The 23920-nt window shown below is 73.4% G+C and carries 3 protein-coding genes; 2 read left to right on the forward strand and 1 reads right to left on the reverse strand.

Annotation, left to right across the window (positions count from 1 at the left end):
- Positions 1 to 4 precede the first annotated feature (4 nt).
- Positions 5 to 7048 carry an SDR family NAD(P)-dependent oxidoreductase gene (locus ACT4N7_RS00025; RefSeq protein WP_444826421.1) on the forward strand — a complete coding sequence of 2348 codons (7044 nt, stop codon included), beginning with the start codon at positions 5 to 7 and terminating at the stop codon, positions 7046 to 7048.
- On the opposite strand, the gene ACT4N7_RS00030 is transcribed toward ACT4N7_RS00025, so the two are convergent.
- Positions 7023 to 8195 (reverse strand): cytochrome P450, encoded by a 1173-nt coding sequence (locus ACT4N7_RS00030; RefSeq protein ID WP_444826422.1) that lies wholly within the window; start codon positions 8193 to 8195, stop codon positions 7023 to 7025. The two genes, ACT4N7_RS00025 and ACT4N7_RS00030, sit on opposite strands and share 26 nt — an antisense overlap.
- A 290-nt stretch (positions 8196 to 8485) precedes the next feature.
- Here ACT4N7_RS00030 and ACT4N7_RS00035 point away from each other — a divergent pair.
- Positions 8486 to 23920 (forward strand): SDR family NAD(P)-dependent oxidoreductase (locus ACT4N7_RS00035; protein WP_444826423.1); only part of this gene is annotated, 15435 nt, incomplete at its 3' end.

Below are 23920 nucleotides of genomic sequence, written 5' to 3' on the forward strand. Positions count from 1 at the left end.
GACGATGCCGGACGAAGCGAAGCTGGTCGAGTACCTCAAGTGGGTCACCGCGGACCTGCACCAGACCCGCAGGCGGCTGGCGGAGGTCGAGGCCGGTGTGCACGAGCCGGTCGTCATCGTCGGGATGGCCTGCCGGTATCCGGGCGGGGTGGCGACGCCGGAGGAGTTCTGGGAGCTGGTCGTGTCCGGTGGGGACGCGATCTCGGAGTTCCCGGTGGACCGCGGGTGGGATCAGAGCGTGCTCGGCGGCCCGGGTGAAGGACACAGCGCCACGCTGCAGGGCGGCTTCCTCTATGACGCCGCGGCGTTCGACCCCGGCTTCTTCGGGATCTCGCCGCGCGAGGCGGTGGCGATGGATCCGCAGCAGCGGTTGGTGCTGGAGACCGCGTGGGAGGCGATCGAGCGGACCGGGATCGACCCGATGTCGCTGCGGGCCAGCAAGACCGGGGTGTTCGTCGGCACCAACGGCCAGGACTACGGCCACGTGCTGTTCGCCACCCGGGAGGACGTGGAGGGGCACGCGGGCACGGGTGTCTCGGCGAGTGTCCTATCGGGACGGCTGGCCTACGCGTTCGGGTTCGAGGGTCCGGCGGTGACGGTGGACACGGCGTGTTCGTCGTCGCTGGTGACGCTGCACCTGGCGGCGCAGGCGCTGCGCGGCGGCGAGTGTTCGCTGGCGCTGGCGGGCGGGGTGACCGTGATGACCACGTCGTCCAGTTTCGCCGGGTTCACCCGGCAGGGCGGGTTGGCCCCGGACGGGCGGTGCAAGGCGTTCTCCGATTCGGCCGACGGCACGACATGGTCCGAGGGCGTGGGGATGCTGGTCGTCGAGCGGCTCTCGGACGCGCGCCGCAACGGGCACCCGATCCTGGCCGTGGTGCGGGGTTCCGCGGTGAACCAGGACGGCGCGTCGAACGGGCTGACCGCGCCGAACGGGCCCGCGCAGCAGCGGGTCATCCGGGCCGCGCTGGCCGCCGCCGGGCTGACCGCCGCCGACGTGGACGCCGTGGAGGCGCACGGCACGGGCACCACGCTGGGCGACCCGATCGAGGCGCAGGCGCTGCTCGCGACCTACGGCCAGGGCCGCGAACGGCCGCTGCTGCTGGGCGCGGTCAAGTCGAACATCGGGCACGTGCAGGCGGCGGCGGGAGTCGCCGGGGTGATGAAGATGGTGCTGGCGATGCACCACGGCGTGCTGCCGCGCACGCTGCACGTGACCGAGCCGTCGTCGCATGTGGACTGGACGGCGGGATCGGTCGACCTGCTGACGGAGAACACCGCCTGGCCCGCGGCGGACCGGCCGTCGCGGGCCGGGGTGTCCGCGTTCGGGATCAGCGGGACGAACGCGCACGTGATCCTGGAGCAGGCGCCCGCCGAGGCGGAACCGGCGGCGTCGGTTCCGCCGGAGGTGTCGCCAGGGGTGGTGCCGTGGGTGGTCTCGGCCAAGACCGCGGCGGCGCTGGACGCGCAGCTCGACCGGGTTCGGTCCGGTGTGGCCGGTCTGGCCGCGACCGACGTCGGGTATTCGCTGGTGTCGGGTCGGTCGGCGTTCGAGCACCGGGCGGTGCTGCTGTCTGGTGTGGATGGTGTGGTGGAGGTCGCGCGTGGGGTGGCGGCCGAGCGGACGTTGGCGGTGTTGTTCTCGGGTCAGGGGTCGCAGGCGTTGGGGATGGGGCGCGAGTTGCACGCCCGGTTCCCGGTGTTCGCGGCGGCGTTCGACGTGGTGGTGTCCGAATTGGATGGGCGTCTTGACGGTGGCCTGCGTGAGGTGATGTGGGGTTCGGACGCGGGGTCGTTGAACCGCACGGGGTGGGCGCAGCCCGCGTTGTTCGCGGTGGAGGTGGCGCTGTTCCGGCTGGTGGAGGCGCTGGGCATCGTGCCGGACTTCGTGGGTGGGCATTCGATCGGCGAGATCGCGGCGGCGCACGTGGCGGGTGTGTTGTCCCTTGTGGACGCTTGTGCGCTGGTGGCGGCGCGGGCCCGGTTGATGGAGGCGTTGCCGGGTGGTGGGGCGATGGTGGCGGTGCAGGCGTCGGAGGCCGAGGTGGTTCCGCTGCTGACGGAGGGGGTGTCGATCGCGGCGGTGAACGGGCCGGGTTCGGTGGTGGTGGCGGGGGTCGAGGTCGGGGTGGTGGCGGTCGCGGATCGGTTCACCGCGTTGGGGCGGCGGACGTCGCGGTTGTCGGTGTCGCACGCGTTCCATTCGCCGCTGATGGACCCGATGCTGGCCGAGTTCGGTGCGGTGGTGGCCGGGCTGTCGTTCGGGAAGCCGACGATTCCGGTGGTGTCGAACCTGACCGGCGAGGTGGTCACGGGCACCGAGTTGGGCGAGCCCGAGTACTGGGTGCGGCACGTGCGCGAGTCGGTCCGGTTCGCCGATGGCGTGGCCGCGCTGACCGAGGCGGGCGTGTCGGCGGTGCTGGAACTCGGTCCGGGCGGCGTGCTGTCGGCGATGACCGCCGAGCTGATGGCCGACGATGCCGTTGTGGTGGCGGCGTTGCGCCGCGACCGTGGCGAGGAGGAGACGCTGGTCGCCGCGGTGGCCGGGCTGCACGTCGCGGGCGTGCCCGTCGAGTGGGCCGGGGTGTTCGACGGCACGGGCGCGGCCCGGGTGGACCTGCCGACGTATGCCTTCCAGCGCGAGCGGTTCTGGCCGTCGGGCGCGCGAATGGGCGTGGTGGACGCGGCCGGACTGGGGGTGGCCTCGGCGGGACACCCGCTGTTGGGCGCCACGGTGGCGATGGCGGGTTCGGACGAGGTGGTGCTGACCGGACAGGTGTCGCCCGCGACCCACCCGTGGCTGGCGGATCACCGGATCGGTGGCGTGGTGTTGTTCCCCGGCACCGGTTTCCTGGAGTTGGCGGTCCGCGCGGGCGACCAGGTCGGGTGTGCCAGGGTCGACGAGTTGACGCTGGTGGTGCCGCTGGTGCTGACCGCGCGGGACGCGGTGCAGGTGCAGGTGCGGGTGGGTGCCCAGGACGACTCCGGTCGCAGGCCGCTCACTGTCCACTCGCGACTCATGGGCGCCGGGGACCAGGAGTGGACACTGCACGCGTCGGGCGGACTGCTGCCCGACGAGACCGAGGTCGCGGCCTTCGACACGACCGAGTGGCCGCCCGCCGACGCCGAGCCGGTCGACCTGGACGACTTCTACGCCCGGTACGCCAAGCGCGGCTTCGTCTACGGGCCGGTGTTCCGGGGACTGCGGTCGCTGTGGCGGCGCGCGGGCGAGGTGTTCGCCGAGGTCGCGCTGCCCGACGAGGTGCGCGACGCGGCCGCGTTCGGGCTGCACCCGGCGCTGCTGGACGCGGCGCTGCACTCGACGGCGCACGTCGAGGGCATCGGCGCCGGTGTGCTCCCCTTCGAGTGGAGCGGGGTGTCGCTGCACGCCGATGGCGCGCCGCTGCTCCGGGTCCGGGTGAGTCCGAACGGGACGAACGCGATCTCCCTCGCCGCGGTCGACGCCCACGGCGCGCCCGTCATCACGGTGGAATCCCTCGGGATGCGCGCCCCCGCCGCAGTGGCGCGGTCGGACCGCGCCGCGCGGGACTCACTGTTCCGATTGGACTGGATTCCCGCCCCGGCCGACCCGGAGTTGGTCGCCGGGGTGCGGTGGGCGATCATCGGTTCGGACGATTTCGATCTGGCGAGCACGATGTACCGGGCAGGCGAGACCATCGCCGCCTACGCGGACACCATCGCCGGGGCGGTCAGCGAGCGCGCCATGGTGCCGGAGGTCTTCCTGGTCCCGGTTCTCGGCGGCCGCGACCCGGAGTCGGCGCACGCGGTCACGACCAGGGTTCTCGGTCTCCTGCAGGAGTTCCTGGCCGATGACCGGCTCGCCGACTCGCCGATGGTGATTATCACCAGGGGGGCCACGACCGGCGACGACCTCGCCGCGGCCGCGGTGTGGGGGCTGGTGCGCTCCGCGCAGTCGGAGAACCCGGGCAGGCTGCTGCTGGTGGACCTGGACGGCACCGACGTGTCGACCGCGGCGCTGCCCGCGGTGCTGGCCTTCGAGGAGCAGCAGGTCGTGGTGCGGGCAGGTGCGGCGCGGGTCGGCCGGTTGGCGTCGATGGTGTCGGGGGCCGGTCTGGTTCCGCCCGCGGGTGGGCCGTGGCGGCTGGATTCGGTGAAGAAGGGAAGCTTGGACGGGCTGGCCCTGCTGCCGTGTCCGCAGGTGTTGGAACCGTTGGCGGCGCACGGTGTGCGGGTGCGGGTCGCGGCGGCCGGGATGAACTTCCGCGATGTGGTCAACGCGTTGGGCATGTACCCCGGTGACAATGTGCTGTTCGGCGCGGAGGCGGCCGGTGTGGTGGTGGAGACCGGGTCGGCGGTGACCGGTCTGCGGCCGGGGGACCGGGTGTTCGGGATGTTCTCGGGCGGGTTCGGCCCGCTGGCGGTCGCCGACGAGCGGTATCTGGCCGAGGTGCCGGACGAGTGGTCGTGGGAGACGGCGGCGACGGTGCCGTTGGTGTTCTTGACCGTCTACTACGCGTTGGTGGACTTGGCGGGGTTGCGGGCGGGGGAGAAGGTGTTGGTGCACGCGGGTGCCGGTGGTGTCGGTATGGCGGCGATCCAGCTTGCCCGTCATCTCGGCGCCGAGGTGTACGCGACGGCCAGTGAGTCCAAATGGGACACTCTGCGGGCGCTGGGCGTGCCGGATGACCACATCGCCTCCTCGCGCACGACGGAGTTCGAGCGGCGCTTCGGCGGGGTCGATGTCGTGCTCAACGCGTTGGCGGGGGAGTTCGTGGACGCGTCGTTGCGGTTGCTCGGTCCGGGTGGGCGGTTCCTGGAGATGGGCAAGACCGACATTCGTGACGCGGCCGGTCTGCCGGAGGTGTCCTACCGGGCGTTCGACCTGGCGGAGGCGGGTCCAGCGCGCACTCGGGAGATGCTGCGCGAGGTGCTCGACCTGTTCGGTCGGGAGGTGTTGCGGCCGCTGCCGGTGGCGAGTTGGGATGTGCGTCGGGCACCGGAGGCGTTCCGGTTCATGAGTCAGGCCAAGCACGTCGGCAAGATCGTGTTGACCATGCCCCGCCAGTGGGACCCCGAGGGCACCGTGCTGATCACCGGCGGCACCGGCAGCCTCGGCGGCCTGCTCGCCAGGCACCTGGTCGCCGAACACGGCGTCAAACACCTGCTCCTGGTGTCCCGCAGCGGTGTGGACGCCGAGGGCGCGTTGGCGACGCAGGCCGAGCTGACCGCGCACGGCGCCGAGGTGACCGTCGCCGCGTGCGACGTCACCGACCGCGCCGCGCTGGCCGGGCTCCTCGCGGCGATTCCGGCCGCGCACCCGCTCACCGCGGTGGTGCACACCGCGGGCGTGCTCGACGACGGTCTCGTCGGGTCGCTGACACCGCGGCGGTTGGCCGAAGTGTTGCGGCCCAAGGTGGACGCCGCCTGGCATCTGCACGAGCTGACCCGCGAGCACGACCTCGCCGCGTTCATCCTGTACTCGTCGGTGTCCGGCGTGATGGGCGCTCCCGGCCAGGGCAACTACGCCGCGGCCAACGCGTTCCTCGACGCGCTCGCCCAGCACCGCCGCGAGCTGGGCCTGCAGGCGACCTCGCTCGCCTGGGGCGCCTGGTCCCCGGACGGCGGTATGACCAGCACGCTCAGCGCGGCGGACCTCGACCGGATGGAGCGCTCGGGCATGCCGCCGCTCTCGCCCACCCAGGGGCTGGCGCTGTTCGACGCCGCGATCGCGGGCGACGACGCGGTGGTGGTCCCGGTTCGGATCAACGCGGCCGAACTGCGGGCGCAGCGGCTGATCCCGCCGGTCCTCAAAGGACTGGTCACCGGCACCCGGCGCGCGGCCGCCGCCACGGGACAGTCCACCACCTCGCTGCGTGGCAGGCTCAAGGAGTTGGACGCCGCCGCGCGGGAGGACCTGCTGCGAGACCTGGTCGTGCAGCGCGCCGCCATCCTGCTCGGCCACGGTGACGCGGCCGCGATCGATCCCGAGCGCAACTTCCTCGAACTCGGCCTCGACTCGCTGATCGCCGTCGAGCTGCGCAACCAGCTCGGCGACCTGGTCGGCCTGCGCCTGCCGTCCTCGGTGATCTTCGACAGCCGGACGCCCGCCCAGCTCGCCCGGTGGCTGCAGGCCGAACTCGCGGATCAGCCGGACTCGCGCAACGCGCCGACGCGCGGCGCCACCATGGCGATGGGGGAGCACGCCGACGACACGATCCAGCGGCTGTTCTTCGCCGCCCTCAACGGCGGCAAGCAGGTCGAGGCCATGCGGATGCTGTCCGCGGTGGCGGCCACCCGGCCGAGCTTCCACTCGCCCGCGGAGCTGGACGAACTGCCCGCGGCGGTCACACTGTCCGACGGGCCGAGCGAGCCGCGGCTGATCTGCGTCAGCGCCCCCGGCGCGACCGGCGGCGTGCACCTGTACGCGCGGATCGCGGCGCACCTGCGCGGCAAGCGGCACGTCTCGGCGCTCCCGCTGGTGGGCTTCGCCCCCGGCGAGAGCCTGCCCGCCACGGCGGAGGCCGCGGCCAGGGTGATCGCCGAAAGCGCGTTGCAGGCCAGCGACGGCGACCCGTTCGTCCTAGTGGGACACTCGACCGGCGGCACCCTCGCCTATCACGCCGCGGGCGTGCTGGAACACGTCTGGGGCATCCGACCCGACGCGGTGGTCCTGCTGGACACGCTGAGCCTGAGTTACGACGGCAAGGACGGGGTGGACTTCGGCGACATCGGCCGGTACTACCTGGCCGACATCGATTCGCCGCTGGTCACCTTGCACAGCGCGCGGCTTTCCGCCATGGCGCACTGGTTCCTCCGGTTGACCGGCATGGACGTCGGTCCCACCACCGCCCCGACGCTGCTGGTCCGCTGCGCGGTGACGCCGGACGGCGAGGAGATCCCGTGGAACGAGCCGCCGGTGCCGGTGGACGCGATCCGCATGATCGACGCGGATCACCTGTCGCTGGCGGCGGAGCACTCGGCGCTGACCGCCGGGGTGCTCGACGAGTGGATCGGCACCATCGTCAGCGCCGCGGTCCGGGCTACCAGCGGACCGGCAAAGCCTTGAGGCCGAACAGGAGTCCGTCGTACTTGAACGGCAGGTCCTCGACCGGCTGGGCGAGCTTCATCGTCGGGATGCGCTCGAACAGCGTCCGGTACGCGATGTCGAACTCGGCCCGGACCAGGTGCTGGCCGAGGCACTGGTGCACGCCGTAGCCGAACGCGACGTGGTGGCGGGCGGAGCGGTCGGGGTCGAACTCGCTCGCGCGGTCGAAGACGGTGCCGTCGTGGTTGGCGGCGGCGACCAACGGCACGATGCCCTCGCCCGCCCGGATGAGCTGGCCGCCGATCTCGACGTCCTCGACCGCCACCCGCAGGGCGACCATGTCGGCGACGGAGTAGTAGCGCAGCAGTTCCTCCACCGCGCGCTCGTCGCCGATCCACTTCGGGTTCAGCAGCAGGGTCACCATGCCCAGCGCCATGTTGTTCGCCGTGGTCTCCTGGCCCGCGATGAGCAGCAGCATCGCGGCGCCGGACACCTCGACCGGGGTCATCGCCTCCGACGCCAGCATCACGCTGATCAGGTCGTCGCCGGGCCGCTTCTGCCTGACCCGGATCAGCCTGGCGAGGTAGCGCATGATCTGCCGGGTCGCGAGGTCGCGCTGCTCGTCGGTCGAGGTCAGCGTGACCAGGTCCTGGATGCGGGACTCGAAGAAGTCGCCGTCGACGCTCGGCACGCCCAGCAGCGCGGAGATGACCAGCGCGGGCACCGGCCCGACGAAGTCGGCGACCAGGTCCGCGGAGTCGCCCTTGGCTAGCATGGCGTCGATCCGGCCGTCGATGACCGCCTGGATCGCGGGCCGCAACTGCCGGATGCGCCGGACGGTGAACTCCGGGATGAGCGCCTTGCGGAACCGGTCGTGGTCAGGCGGGTCGACGCCGACGAACCAGCCGGGGATCTGGTCCTGCCCGGGCACCCCGCCGGTCTGCCCGACGCTGGGAAACCCCGCGTGCGCGGGATTGGAGCTGATCTTGGGGCTGGTGAGGACCGCGCGCACGTCCTCGTAGCGGGTGATCAGCCAGACCTTCGCCCCGGTCGGCATGGTGGACCAGACGAGTCCCTCCCGTTGCCGGTAGTCGTGGTACTGCTTCGGCGGGAAGGAGTCGCCGGGCTTGCGCAGCGGAAAGGGGACCAGGTTCGCGGTGTTCGACATCTCTGCGCTTCCATTCCGGGTCCTGAATCGGCGGGGCGTCGGCCCCGGCTGTGCCGCGAGACCAACACCACCGTGCGCGGTGTCGCAAGTCGCGGTCCGCCGCGCACTTCAGGTCGAGAGGATTCCCTAGTTTCCGCGCGTCGCGGGGGTCCGGTCCGCTGTGGACGATCACGGGTTCTAAGGGATTTCGTCTTGTTCTGCTGTCGTGCCGGGTGTGGGGTAGTGGGTGGCGTGCCCTGGGCAGGCCACGAGCACACGACGACCTTGACGTGCGACCCGGAGAGAGCCCGATGACCAGCTCCACCAGCCAATACGTCGAGGCACTGCGCGCGTCTCTCAAGGAGATCGAGCGGCTGCGCAAGCAGAACCAGCAGCTCGTCGCGGCGGCGGGGGAGCCGATCGCCGTCGTGGGCATCGGCTGCCGGTTCCCGGGCGGCGTGCGGTCCCCCGAGGACCTGTGGCGGCTGGTGGCCGAGGGCCGCGACGAGATCTCCGCGTTCCCGGCCGACCGCGGCTGGGACCTCGACGCCCTGGCCGGTTCGGGCGAGGGCGGCAGCGGGACCATGGCGGGCGGGTTCCTGGCGGACGCGGCCGAGTTCGACGCCGGATTCTTCGGGATCTCCCCGCGCGAGGCCGTGTCGATGGACCCGCAGCAGCGGCTGCTGCTGGAGATCTCGTGGGAGGCGCTGGAGCGGGCGGGGATCGACCCGGCGGTGCTGCGCGGCAGCCAGACCGGCGTGTTCGTCGGGACCACCGGGCAGGACTACGCCACGGTCGTGATGAACTCCGACGAAGAGGTGGGGGTCTACGCCAGCACCGGGTTCGCGGCGAGCGTCATCTCCGGGCGGCTGTCCTACACCCTCGGCTTCGAGGGCCCCGCGGTGACCGTGGACACCGGCTGTTCGTCGTCGCTGGTCGCGATGCACTGGGCGGTGCAGGCGCTGCGCGGCGGCGAGTGCTCGCTCGCGCTGGCGGGCGGCGCGTCGGTGATGACCACGCCCGCTCCGTTTCTCGCGTTCACCGCGCAGGGCAGCGGATTGGCCGCGGACGGCCGGTGCAAGCCGTTCGCCGAGTCCGCCGACGGCACCGGCTGGTCCGAGGGCGGCGGCGTGGTGGTGCTGGAGCGGCTCTCGGACGCGCAGCGCAACGGGCACCCGGTCCTCGCGGTGCTGCGCGGCAGCGCGATCAACCAGGACGGCGCGTCGAACGGGCTGACCGCGCCGAACGGCCCGGCGCAGCAGCGGGTGATCCGCGCCGCGCTGGACAACGCCCGGCTGACCCCGGACCAGGTCGACGCGGTCGAGGCGCACGGCACGGGCACCACGCTGGGCGACCCGATCGAGGCGCAGGCGGTGCTGGCCGTCTACGGGCAGCACCGGGAACAGCCGCTGTGGCTGGGTTCCATCAAGTCGAACATCGGCCACACCCAGGCGGCGGCCGGTGTGGCAGGCGTGCTCAAGATGATCATGGCGATCCGGCACGGGGTGCTGCCCAAGACGCTGCACGCGGACGAGCGTTCGTCGCATGTGGACTGGTCGGCGGGCGCGGTCGAGCTGCTCACCGAGGCGCGGCCGTGGGCCGACACCGGCAGGCCGCGGCGGGCGGGTGTCTCCGCGTTCGGCATCAGCGGCACCAACGGGCACCTGATCGTCGAGCAGGCCCCGGCGCCCGCCGACGTGGCACAGGTGGAACCCGTTGTGCGGCCCGGGGTTGTGCCGTGGCCGGTGTCCGGCCGGACCGAGGCCGCGCTGGCGGCCCAGCTCGATCGGCTCCGGTCGTTCGGCACCGCGCACCCCGACCTGTCCGCGCTCGACATCGGCCACTCGCTGGCGGCGGGTCGGTTCGCGTTCGAACACCGCGTCGTCCTGCTGGGGGACGCCGAGTTGGCCCAGGGCGTGGCCACGGACCGGTCCGTGGCGGTGCTGTTCTCCGGCCAGGGTTCGCAGCGCCTCGGCATGGGCAGTGAGCTGGCCGAGCGGTTTCCCGTGTTCGCGGCGGCGTTCGACGCCGTGGTGTCCGAATTGGACGGACACCTGCCCGGCTCGCTGCGCGCTGTCATGTGGGGGTCGGACGCCGAGCTGCTGAATCGGACGGAGTGGGCGCAGCCCGCGCTGTTCGCGCTGGAGGTGGCGCTCTACCGGTTGGCCGAGTCGTTCGGGATCACGCCGGACTACCTGGCCGGGCACTCGATCGGCGAGGTCACGGCCGCACATGTGGCAGGCGTTCTGTCCCTTGTGGACGCTTGTGTGCTGGTGGCCGCGCGGGCCCGGCTGATGCAGGCGCTGCCGACCGGCGGGGCGATGGTGGCGGTGCGGGCGGCCGAGGCCGAGGTCGTCCCGCTGCTGACGCCCGAGGTGTCGATCGCGGCGGTCAACGGGCCGAATTCCGTTGTCGTCGCGGGAGAAGAAGCCGCGGTGTCGGCGGTGGCGGACGTGTTCGCCGCGCAGGGCCGCAAGACCTCGCGGCTGTCGGTGTCGCACGCGTTCCATTCGCCGCTGATGGAGCCGATGCTGGACGGGTTCCGCCGCGCGATCGAGGGCCTGTCGTTCGGCGAGCCGAGCATTCCCGTGGTGTCGAACCTGACCGGCCGGGTGGCGACCGCCGCGGAGCTGGGCTCGCCGGAGTACTGGGTGCGCCACGTACGCGAGGCCGTCCGGTTCGCCGACGGCATCGCGGCCCTGCGGGCGGCGGGCGTGGACGCCCTGCTGGAACTGGGGCCGGACGGCGTGCTTTCCGCGCAGGCACAGGAGTGTCTCGGCGACGACGCCGCGCACGTGCCCGCGGTTCCGCTGCTGCGCAAGGACCGCGCCGAGGAGACCGCCGCCGTCACCGCGCTGGCCCGGCTGCACGTCGCCGGGGTGCCGGTCCGGTGGACCGAGCTGTTCGCGGGGTCCGGCGCCCGCCGCGTCGACCTGCCCACCTATGCCTTCCAGCGCAACCGGTACTGGCCCGCGCCGTCGATGCGGACCGGCGACCCGTCCGGTCTCGGCATGACCGCGGCCGGGCACCCGCTGCTCGGCGCGGCGGTGGAACTGGCCGACGGCCAGGGTGCGCTGTTCACCAGCAGGCTGTCGGTGCAGACCCACCCGTGGCTCGCCGACCATGCTGTCATGGGCCGGATTCTGTTCCCCGGCACCGGTTTCGTGGAACTGGCGTTCCGGGCCGCCGACGAGGTCGGGTATGGCAGGGTCGAGGAGCTGACCCTCGCCGCGCCGCTGGTGCTGCCCGAGCGCGGCGGCGTGCAGGTGCAGTTGCGGGTCGGGCCAGCCGACGCCGCGGGACGCCGCGCGATGCGGGTCGATTCGCGGCCCGAGGGGGCCGTCGACCTGCCGTGGACGCCGCACGCCACCGGAGTGCTCGGCCCGGTGTCGGCCGCTGCCGACACCGGGTTCGACGCCACCGAGTGGCCGCCCGCCGGCGCCGAGCCGGTGGACATCGACGGGCTCTACGCGGGCCTCGCGGCGGCCGGATTCGACTACGGGCCGGTGTTCCAGGGCCTGCGCAAGGTGTGGCGGCGCGACGAGGAGGTGTTCGCCGAGGCGGCCCTGCCGGGCGCGGTCGAGGGCACCGTCAGCGCGTTCGGCCTGCACCCCGCGCTGCTCGACGCGGCCCTGCACGCGGTCGCGTTCGCCGACCTCGGCGCGATCAGCCGGGGCGGGCTGCCGTTCTCCTGGGAAGGCGTGACGCTGCGGGCGTGCGGCGCCTCGACCGTGCGCGCCCGGCTGCGCCGCGGCGGCGAGGACTCGGTGTCGATCGAGGTCGCGGACACCGCGGGCGAGTCGGTCGCGTCGATCGAGTCGCTGGTCGTGCGGACGGTGCCGGTCGACCAGCTCAGCGACGCGGGCCTGGTCGACCGCGACTCGCTGTTCGGCGTCGAGTGGACCGCGGTCGGCCCCGGGTCCGCGGGTGTCGACGCGGTGGCAGTGGTGGGCGCGGATGTGTTGGGACTGGCGGATTCCGAGCTGCCCGCGTACGCGGACCTGGCGGCGCTGTCCGAGCCGGTCCCGGCCGTGGTGCTGGTCGGACTGGTGAGCGATCCGGGCGGCGACGTCGTCGCCGCGACGCACGAGCTGACCACGCGGGTGTTGGGCCTGGTGCAGCAGTGGCTTGCCGAGGACCGGTTCGCCGACGCCCGGCTGGTGTTCGTCACCCGCCGCGCGACCGACGGCGCCGACCTGGCCGCGGCCGCCGCGCGGGGCCTGGTGCGCTCCGCGCAGTCGGAGAACCCCGGCCGGTTCGGTCTGGTCGACCTCGACGGCGACGCGGTCTCCCGCTCGGCGCTGGCGGTCGCGCTCGCCGTGGACGAGCCGGAACTCGCGGTGCGCGGCGGGCAGGTGCGCGGCGCTCGGCTGGTCCGCGTCCCGACCTCGCGCGAGCCGATCGAGTGGGACCCCGAGGGCACCGTGTTGATCACGGGCGGTACGGGCGGCCTTGGTGCGGTGCTGGCCCGGCACCTGGTGGCCGAGCACGGAGTGCGGCACCTGCTGCTGCTCAGCAGGCGCGGCCTCGACGCGCCGGGCGCGGAGGACCTGCGCGCCGAACTGGCTGCCGCGGGCGCCGAGGTGACCGTCGCGGCCTGCGACGCGGCCGACCGGACCGCGCTCGCCGCCGTCCTCGCGAGCACGCCCGCCGCGCACCCCGTGCGCGCGGTCGTGCACACCGCGGGCGTGCTGGACGACGGGGTGATCGAGTCCCTGACGCCCGAGCGGGTGGCCACGGTGCTCGCGCCGAAGGTCGACGCGGCGTGGCACCTGCACGAGCTGACCGCCGACCTGCGCGTGTTCGCCTTGTTCTCCTCCGCCGCGGGCACTTTCGGCAGCCCCGGGCAGGGCAACTACGCGGCGGGCAACGCCTTCCTCGACGCCCTCGCGGCGGCCCGGCAGGCGCACGGCCTGCCCGCGGTGTCGCTGGCCTGGGGCGCGTGGGACACCAGCATCGGCATGACGGCCACGCTGAGCGCGGCAGACGTCGAGCGGATGGCAGGCTCGGCCGCCCCGCCGCTGTCGGTGGCCCAGGGCTCGGCGCTGTTCGACGCCGCCCTGGCGGCAGGCGAGCCGATGGTGCTGCCGATCCGGCTCGACCTGCCGGTGCTGCGCGCCCAGGGCGAGATCCCGCCGCTGCTGCGCGGCCTGATCCGCACCAGCGCCCGGCGCTCGGTCGCCGCGGTGCCCGCCACCGTCGACGGGCTCGTGCGGCGGCTGGCCGGGCTCGGCGCGCAGGAGCGGCACGAGGCCGTGCTCGACCTGGTGCGCCGCCAGGTCGCGCTGGTGCTCGGGCACCTGGGCGGCGACGCCGTCGACCCGACCCGGGCGTTCCAGGACCTGGGGTTCGACTCGCTGACCGCGGTCGAGCTGCGCAACCGGCTCAGCGCGGAGACCGGGCTGCGGCTGCCCGCGACGCTGATCTTCGACTACCCGACCACGGCCGCGCTGACGAGCTACCTGCTCGACGAGGTGTTCGGCTCCGAGGCCGCCCCGCGGGTGCCCGCGCGGGCACTGCCGCCGGTCGCCGACGACCCGATCGTGATCGTCGGCATGGCCTGCCGCTACCCCGGCGGGGTCACCTCGCCCGACGACCTGTGGAAGCTGCTGATCGACGGCGGCGACGCCGTGACGGCCTTCCCGACCAATCGCGGCTGGGACGTGGATTCCCTCTACGACCCCGATCCCGACCACCCCGGCAAGACCCACGTCGTCGAAGGTGCCTTCCTGCACGACGCGCCGTGGTTCGACCCGGCGTTCTTCGGGATGAGCCCGCGCGAGGCGTTGGCCACCGACACCCAGCAGCGGCTGCTGCTGGAGGTGTCCTGGGAGGCGATCGAGCGGGTCGGCATCGACCCGGCGACCCTGCGCGGCAGCCAGACCGGCGTGTTCGCGGGCATCATGTACAGCGACTACATCACCCTGCTCGACGGCGGCGACTTCGAGGGCTTCCAGGGCAGCGGCAGTTCGCCGAGCGTCGCGTCCGGCCGCGTGTCCTACACCTTCGGCCTCGAAGGTCCCGCGGTCACCGTCGACACGGCGTGCTCGTCGTCGCTGGTGGCCATGCATCTTGCCGCACAGGCGTTGCGCAGCGGGGAGTGCTCGCTCGCGTTGGCGGGCGGGGTCACCGTGATGTCCACGCCCGGCCCGTTCGTGGAGTTCTCCCGCCAGCGCGGCCTCGCCGGCGACGGGCGCTGCAAGTCGTTCTCCGAGTCGGCCGACGGGGTCGGCTGGGCCGAGGGCATCGGCATGCTGGTGCTGGAGCGGCGCTCGGACGCCCGGCGCAACGGGCACCCGATCCTGGCCGTGCTGCGCGGTTCCGCGGTCAACCAGGACGGCGCGTCGAACGGGATGACCGCGCCGAACGGTCCGGCGCAGCAGCGGGTGATCCGCCAGGCGCTCGCGAGCGCCGGTCTGTCCACTTCGGACGTCGACGTGGTCGAGGGGCACGGCACCGGCACCACGCTGGGCGACCCGATCGAGGCGCAGGCGCTGCTGGCCACCTACGGCCGCGACCGCGACCCGGACCGGCCGCTGCTGCTGGGCGCGATCAAGTCGAACATCGGGCACACCCAGGCGGCAGCCGGGGTCGCCGGTGTGATCAAGATGGTGCAGGCGATGCGGCACGGCGTGCTGCCCAAGACGCTGCACGTGACCACTCCGTCGTCCCATGTGGACTGGACCGACGGTGCCGTCGAACTCCTCACCGACACCGTGGCCTGGCCCGAGACCGGGAACCCGCGGCGCGCGGCGGTGTCCTCCTTCGGGATCAGCGGCACCAACGCGCACGTCATCGTGGAGCAGGCGGCGGCGCCGGTCGCCCCCGCGGCGCGGGCTTCTGGTGTGCTGCCGTGGGTCCTGTCGGGTCGGACGGCGGCCGCGGTGGCCGACCAGGCGGCCCGGCTGGCCGCCGCGCTGGACGGCACGGACGCCGCGCCCGCCGATGTGGCGCTGTCGCTGGCGACCGGCCGGTCCGGGTTCGAGCACCGCGCGGTGGTACTGGTCGGCGACGATGTGGACGCGGCCCGCGGCCTTGCCGCGCTCGCGGCGGGCGAGCCGGACCCAGGCGTGGTCACCGGGTCGCTCGTGGCGGGGAAGACCGCGCTGCTGTTCGCCGGACAGGGCGCGCAGCGGCTCGGCATGGGCCGGGAGCTGCACGCCAGGTTCCCCGTGTTCGCCGAGGCGTTCGACGCTGCGGTGTCCGAATTGGACGGACACCTGGGCGCGTCGCTGCGGGACGTGGTCTGGGGTGACGACGCGGATCTCCTGGGGCAGACGGGGTTCGCCCAGCCCGCGCTGTTCGCGGTCGAGGTCGCGCTCTACCGGCTGGTCGAGTCGTTCGGCGTCCGGCCGGACTTCCTCGCGGGCCACTCCATCGGTGAGATCGCCGCCGCGCACGTGTCCGGCGTGCTGTCCCTTGTGGACGCGTGCGCGCTGGTGGCGGCCCGCGCGACGCTGATGCAGGCACTGCCCGCGGGCGGCGCGATGGTGGCCGTGCGGGCGACCGAGGACGAGGTCGCCGCGCTGCTGACCGACGAGGTCTCGATCGCCGCCGTCAACGGGCCGGACTCGGTGGTCGTCGCGGGCGCCGAGGACGGCGTGCTCGCGATCGCGGACGCCTTCGCCGCGCGGGGCCGCAAGACCTCGCGGCTGTCGGTGTCGCACGCGTTCCACTCAGCCCTGATGGAGCCGATGCTCGACGGGTTCCGGCGCGTCGTCGAGGGCCTGTCGTTCGCCGAGCCGCGCATCCCGATCATCTCCACCCTGACCGGCGCGGCCGCCACCGCCGAGGTGTCCACACCGGACTACTGGGTGCACCACGTCCGCGCGGCCGTGCGCTTCGCCGACGCCGTGCGCACCCTGCACGCGGCGGGCGTGACGACCCTGGTCGAGATCGGGCCGGACGGTGTGCTTTCGGCCATGGCACGGCAAGCACTGCCCGACGACGCCGACACCGTGGTGACCCCGGTGCTGCGCAAGGACCGCGACGAGGAGACCGCGCTGGTCACCGCGCTGGCCCGGCTGCACGTCGCGGGTGCCCCGGTCGACTGGACGCCGACGTTCGCGGGCGCGCGCCGGGTCGACCTGCCGACCTACGCCTTCCAGCACGAGTGGTTCTGGCCGTCTGGGCTGGTCGGCCTCGGCGACGCCGCCGCGGTCGGCATGACCGCCGCCGGACACCCGCTGATCACCGGCACCGTCGAGCTGGCGGGCGGCGAAGGCGTGCTGTTCACCGGCAGGCTGTCCCTGCGGTCGCACCCGTGGCTGGCCGACCACGCCGTGCGCGGCGTGGTCATCGTGCCCGGGACCGCGCTGGTGGAGATGGCCATCCGGGCGGGCGACGAGGTCGGCTGCGACCTGCTCGCCGAGCTGACCCTCGCCGCGCCGCTGGTGCTGCCCGAGCAGGGCGCGGTGCAGGTTCAGATCGCCGTCGGCGCGGCGGATGCGGCGGGCCGCCGCACCATCACCGTCCACTCGCGACCGGAGGGCGCCGTCGACGAACCGTGGCGCAGGCACGCCGCAGGCGTGCTCGACGTCGCGGGCGACCGACCGGACTTCGACACCGCCGTGTGGCCGCCCGCGGGGGCCGAGCCGGTGGACGTGACTGGGTGCTACGACGGGTTCGCCGAGGCCGGTTTCGGCTATGGGCCGGTGTTCCAGGGGCTGCGCGCGGTGTGGGTGCGCGGTGTCGAGGTGTTCGCGGAGGTGTCGCTGCCCGAGCAGGTCCAGGACGCGGGCGCGTTCGGCCTGCACCCGGCGCTGTTCGACGCGGGCCTGCACGCGATCGGCGTGGCCGGTCTGGCCACCGAGCCCGGCATGGTGCCGTTCTCCTGGGAGGGTGTCGCGCTGCACGGTGCGGGGGCCGCGGCGCTGCGCGTGCGGCTCACCCGGTCCGCCGACTCCGCCGACGATACGGTGTCGATCGTCCTCGCCGACACCGCGGGCGGCTTGGTCGCGTCCGTCGACGCGCTGGTGCTGCGCGCGTCCGCCGAGCAGCGGGCCACCGGCAACGACGCACTGTTCCGAGTGGACTGGACGCCCGTTCGCCGCGGGACCGCGGCCACCTCGTTCGCCGTCGTGGGCACGGACCCGTTCGGCCTGGGAGCGGCCCTGTCTGCCGAAGCCCACGCCGATCTCGACGCGCTCGCCGCCGTACCCGAGGTCGTGCTGGTTCCCTTGGCTGGCAACCCGGACGACGACGTGGTGGCCTCGACGCACGCGCTGATCGCGCACGCGCTCGGCCTGCTCCAGCGCTGGGTCACCGACGAGCGCTTCGCCGCCGCGCGGCTGATCGTGGTGACCTGCGGCGCGGTGTCCGGTGTGGACATCGCGGCCGCCGCGGTGCGGGGCCTGGTGCGCTCGGCGCAGTCGGAGCACCCCGACCGGATCACCCTGGTAGACCTCGACACGCCGGCCGCCGCACCGGTTCTGCCGCACGCCATGGCCACCGACGAGCCCGAACTGCGCGTCGTCGGTGACGAGTTGCTGGCCGCCCGACTGGCCCGCGTTTCGGCATCTGAGTCCGATGTGGACTGGGACCCCGATGGCACCGTGCTGATCACCGGGGGCACGGGCGGCCTCGGCGGCGTGGTGGCCCGGCATCTCGCCGAACGCGGCGTGCGGAACCTGGTCCTGGCGAGCAGGCGCGGTGCCGCGGCAGCCGGCGCGGCGGACCTCGTCGCGGAGTTGTCCGCGCGGGGTGCCGTGGTCGAGGTCGCGGCCTGCGACGTCGCGGATCGCGGCGCACTCGCCGCACTGCTGGGAAAGCACGCGGTCACGGCCGTGGTGCACACCGCGGGCATCGTCGACGACGGCGTGGTCGAGTCGCTGACGCCCGAGCGCGTCGCGGCCGTGCTGCGTCCGAAGGTGGACGCCGCCTGGCACCTGCACGACCTCACCCGCGACCTCGCCGCGTTCGTGGTGTTCTCCTCGGCCGCCGGGGTCTTCGGCTCCGCCGGACAGGGAAACTACGCCGCGGGCAACGCTTTCCTCGACGCGCTGGTCGCCCGGCGGCGCGCCGCCGGGCTGCCCGGAGTCGCGCTCGCCTGGGGTCCGTGGGCGCCCGAGGTCGGTATGACCGGCGCCCTCGGCGCGGCCGAGATGGAGCGGATCGCCCGCGCCGGAATGCCGCCACTGTCGGTCGAGCAGGGCCTCGCGCTGTTCGACGCCGCCGTCGCCGGGGCCGAGCCCGCGGTGCTCCCGGTCCGGCTCGACCTGCCCGTGCTGCGCGCTCAGGGCGACGTGCCGCCGCTGCTGCGCGGCCTCATCCGCACCCCGGTGCGCCGGGCCGCGGCGCGGATGTCCGACGCGGCGAAGGGTCTCGTCGCGCGACTGTCCGGGCTGGTCGAGATCGAGCGGCGCGAGTACCTGCTCGACCTGGTGCGCAGCCAGGTGGCGCTGGTGCTGGGGCACGCGGGCGGCGGCCAGGTCGACCCGACGCGGGCGTTCCAGGAACTCGGGTTCGACTCGCTCACCTCGGTGGAACTGCGCAACCGGCTCGCCACCGCGACCGGCCTGCGGCTGTCCGCCACGCTGGTGTTCGACTACCCGACCGCCGGGGCGATTTCGGCCTACCTGCACGAAGAACTCTTCAACTCCATTGTGGACACCGCGCTGCCGGTGCTGGCGTTGCCGTCGCTGACCGACGACCCGATCGTCGTGGTCGGCATGGCCTGCCGCTACCCCGGCGGCGTCCGCTCGCCCGAGGACCTGTGGCGGCTGGTCAGCGAGGGTACCGACGCGATCGCCGAGTTCCCGGCCAACCGCGGCTGGGACGTCGACTCGCTCTACGACCCGGACCCCGAGCACCTCGGCACCTCGTCCACCCGGCACGGTGGATTCCTGCACGACGCGGGCGAGTTCGACCCCGCCTTCTTCGGGATGAGCCCGCGCGAGGCGCTGGCCACCGACTCGCAGCAGCGGCTGCTGCTGGAGGTGTCCTGGGAGGCGGTCGAGCGGGCGGGCATCGACCCGGTCTCGTTGCGCGGCAGCCAGACCGGCGTGTTCGCGGGCGTGATGTACAACGACTACAGCTCGCTGCTCGACAGCGAGTACGAGGGGCACCTCGGCCAGGGAAGCGCGGGCAGCGTCGCGTCGGGCCGGGTGTCCTACACCTTCGGGTTCGAGGGTCCCGCGGTCACCATCGACACCGCGTGCTCGTCGTCGCTGGTGGCGCTGCACCTTGCCGCACAGGCGTTGCGCGGCGGCGAGTGCTCGCTCGCGCTGGCAGGCGGCGTGACCGTCATGTCGACCCCGGTCACCTTCGTCGAGTTCTCCCGCCAGCGTGGCCTGTCGCCGGACGGGCGCTGCAAGTCCTTCGCCGACGCCGCCGACGGCGTGGGCTGGGGCGAAGGCGTCGGCATGCTCGTGCTGGAGCGACGCTCCGACGCCGAGCGCAACGGACACCCGATCCTGGCCGTCGTTCGCGGGTCGGCGGTGAACCAGGACGGGGCGTCGAACGGCTTGACCGCGCCCAACGGCCCGTCGCAGCAGCGGGTGATTCGCCAGGCACTGGCCGCCGCCGGTCTGTCCACTTCGGACGTGGACGCGGTGGAGGCGCACGGCACGGGCACCACGCTGGGCGACCCGATCGAGGCGCAGGCACTCTTGGCGACCTACGGTCCCGACCGCGAGCACCCGCTGTGGGTGGGGTCGGTCAAGTCGAACATCGGCCACACCCAGGCCGCGGCGGGCGTCGCCGGGATCATCAAGATGGTGCAGGCCATGCGGCACGGCGTGCTGCCCAAGACCCTGCACGTGGACGCCCCGTCGTCACATGTGGACTGGTCGGCGGGCGATGTCGAGCTGCTGACCGACGCGATCTCGTGGCCCGCGGTGGACCGGCCCCGGCGCGCCGGGGTGTCGTCGTTCGGCGTGAGCGGGACGAACGCGCACGTCATCATCGAGGCGGGCGCCGAGATCGCGGCCCCGGTCGGGAAACCCGCCGTGTCGCCCACCGCGGTCCCGTGGGTCGTCTCGGCCAAGACCGAGGCCGCGCTGGACGCCCAACTCGACCGGGTCCGGTCCCTCACCAATATATCCACTGTGGACGTGGGCCTGTCGCTGGCCACCGGGCGGTCGGAGTTCGAGCACCGCGCCGTCCTGCTGAGCACGGCCGAGGGCGTGGTGACGGCCGCGCGCGGTGTGGCGGGAACGGGTCGGCTGGCGGTGCTGTTCTCGGGCCAGGGCGCGCAGCGGCTCGGTATGGGTCGGGAGCTGTACGCCAGGTTCCCGGTGTTCGCCGAGGCGTTCGACGCCGTGCTGGCCCACCTGGACGAATCGGTGCGCGAGGTGGTGTGGGGCGAGGACCCGGAGTTGGTGAACAGCACCGGCTACGCCCAGCCCGCGTTGTTCGCGATCGAGGTGGCGTTGTTCCGGCTCACCGAGTCTTTCGGGATCCGGCCGGACTACGTGGCGGGCCACTCGATCGGGGAAATCGCGGCCGCGCACGTCGCGGGCGTACTGTCCCTTGTAGACGCCTGTAGCCTGGTTTCGGCGCGTGCGTCCCTGATGCAGGCCCTCCCTGCCGGTGGCGCGATGGTCGCCGTGCGGGCCACCGAGGGCGAGATCCTTCCGCTGCTGACTCCGCGGGTCTCGATCGCCGCCGTCAACGGACCTGCCGCGGTCGTCGTCGCGGGCGACGAGGACGCGGTGTCGGCGCTCGCCCACCGCTGCGCGGAGTTGGGCCACAAGACCGCGCGACTGCGGGTGTCGCACGCGTTCCACTCGGCCCTGATGGACCCGATGCTCGACGGGTTCCGCGCCGCGGTGAGCGGCCTTTCGTTTGCCCCGCCCCGGATTCCGCTGGTGTCGACGCTGACCGGTGCGGTTGTCACCGACGAGCTGTGCGCACCCGAGTACTGGGTGCGCCACGTCCGCGAGGCCGTCCGGTTCGCCGACGGCATCGCGACCCTGCACGCGGCGGGTGTCTCGGCGTTCCTGGAGCTGGGGCCGGACGGCGTGCTGTCGGCGATGGCGCGGGAGTCGCTGCCCGTGGCCGCGGTCGTGGTTCCCTTGCTGCGCAAGGACCGCGCCGAGGAGCCTGCCGCGATCACCGCCCTCGCCGGGCTGCACGTGGCCGGGGTGCGGGTCGACTGGCGGGCCGCGTTCGCAGGCACGGGCGCACGCCGCGTGGATGTGCCCACCTACGCCTTCCAGCACGAGTGGATCTGGCCCGCCGCGTCCCCGGCGCGGCCGGGCGACATGCGGGCCGCCGGGCTCGGTGCGGCCGACCACCCGCTGCTCGGTGCCGCCGTCGAGCTGGCCGACGACGACGGGCTGGTGTTCACCGGCCTGCTGTCGATGCGGACGCACCCCTGGCTGGCGGACCATGTCATCGCGGGCTCGGTGCTGGTGCCCGGGACCGCGTTGCTGGAGTTGGCCGTCCGCGCAGGCGACGAGGTCGGCTGCGACCGGGTTGCCGAACTGACGCTCGCGGCACCGCTGGTGCTGCCCGAGCAGGGCGCGGTGCAGGTCCAGGTGCGCGTCGGCGGCGCCGATGACACCGGGCGCCGCGGTGTCGCCATCCACAGCAGGCACGACGGCGCCGTCGACTGGACCGCGATCGCCACCGGCGTTCTCGCCCCCGACGCCCACCGCCCGGCTGACGCGTTCGACGCCGCCGCGTGGCCGCCCGCCGGGGCCGATCCCGTTGACCTCACCGGTTTCTACGAGACGCGGGCCGCCCGCGGGTTCGACTACGGCCCGGTGTTCCAGGGTCTGCGTGCCGCGTGGCGGCGCGGCGCCGAGGTCTTCGCCGACATCGCGCTGCCCGAGCAGGTCCAGGACGCGGGCGCGTTCGGGCTGCACCCCGCGCTGCTCGACGCGGTCTTGCACGCCGCCGCGTTCGTCGACCTCGGCACGGACGGCGTGCCGTTCTCGTGGACCGACGTGTCCCTGCACGCGTCGGGCGCGTCGGCGGTGCGCGTGCGGGTGTCGCGGCGCGCCGACGACGCCGTGTCGATCGCCGTCGCGGACACCGCGGGCGCTCCCGTGGCGTCCGTGGACTCCCTTGTCGTCCGTCCACTGTCGACGGACGCCGTGGCGCCGAGCGACCTCTACGGTCTCGGGTGGACAGTGGTGCCCGCCGACGCCGGACTCGACCTCGGCTCGGTGGCACTGCTCGGGCCCGACGCGTTCGGACTCGCCGAGGCGCTGGACGTGCCGGTGGCGGCGTATGCGGACCTCGATTCGCTCGACGCGGCGCCGGACGTCGTGCTCGTCCCGCTCGTGGCCGCGCCGGGCGATGTCGTGGCCGCCACGCACGACCGCACGGCGCGGGTGCTGGACCTGGTGCAGCGCTGGCTGTCCGACGACCGGTTCACGGCCTCGCGGCTGGTTTTCCTTACCCGGGGCGCGATCGGCGTCGACGGCGCGGGGCCGACCGATCTGGCCGGTGCCGCCGCTTGGGGCCTGGTGCGCTCGGCCCAGTCGGAGCACCCCGGCCGGTTCGCGCTGATCGACCTGGACCCGGACGCCGTGGCGGGATCGCTCGGTTCCGCCCTGGGTGGCGACGAACCGCAGGTGGTCGTCCGCGGCGGTGTGGTGCGCGCCGGTCGCCTGGTGCGGATGCCCGCGATGGGCGGCGCGGCCTCGTGGCCGGTGTACGGGCAGGTGTTGATCACTGGTGGTACGGGTGGCCTGGGTGCCGTGGTGGCGCGGCATCTTGTTGCCGCGCACGGTGTTCGGGACCTGCTGCTGGTGAGCAGGCGCGGTGCGGCGGCCGTGGGCGCGGCCGAGTTGGTCGCCGAACTGGGTGAGCTGGGAGCGGCCGCTCAAGTGGTGGCCTGCGATGTCGCGGACCGAGGTGCGCTGGCGGAACTGTTCGACACCCACGCGGTGTCCGCCGTAGTGCACGCGGCGGGCGTGTTGGACGACGGGGTGATCGAATCCCTGACGCCGCAGCGTCTCGCGGCCGTTCTGCGGTCCAAAGTGGACGCCGCGTGGAACCTGCACGAGGTGGCGGGCGAACTGTCCGCGTTCGTGGTGTTCTCGTCGGTTGCGGGTGTGCTCGGCGCGGCGGGGCAGGGCAACTACGCGGCGGGCAACGCTTTCCTGGACGCGTTGGCACAGTACCGGCGAGACCTCGGCCTGCCGGGTGTCTCGCTGGCCTGGGGTCCGTGGACCACCGACGTCGGCATGACCGGCGGGGTCGACGTGGACCGGATGGCCCGGTCCGGGATGCCGCCGCTGTCGGTGGAACACGGTCTGGCGCTGTTCGACGCCGCGCTCGACTGCGGCGAGGCGGCGGTCGCGCCGGTCCGACTCGACCTGCCCGCGCTGCGCCTGCAGGGCGATGTCACGCCGATGTTGCGCGGTCTGCTGCGGATGCGGTCGCGCCGGTCGGTGGCAGGCGGTGCGAGCGCGACGGCCGGATTGGTGCGGCGGTTGGCCGCCCTCGGTGCGGCGGAACGCCAGGAGCAGGTGCTGGACCTGGTGCGCGCCGAGGTCGCGACGGTGTTGGGCCACGCGAGCGCGACGGCGGTCGACCCGACGCGGGCGTTCCGCGATCTGGGGTTCGATTCGCTGACGTCGGTGGAGTTGCGCAACCGGCTGACGGTGGTGTCGGGTCTGCGGTTGCCCGCGACCTTGGTGTTCGACTACCCGACCGCGTCGGTGTTGGCTGGGTATCTGTTGGGTGAGTTGTTTGGTGTGGAGTCTGGGTTGTCGGTTTCGGTGGGGTTGTTGCCGTCGTTGGTTGATGATCCGATTGTGATTGTGGGGATGGCGTGTCGTTATCCGGGT

The organism is Actinokineospora sp., assembly GCF_052390155.1.
Taxonomy (GTDB): domain Bacteria; phylum Actinomycetota; class Actinomycetes; order Mycobacteriales; family Pseudonocardiaceae; genus Actinokineospora.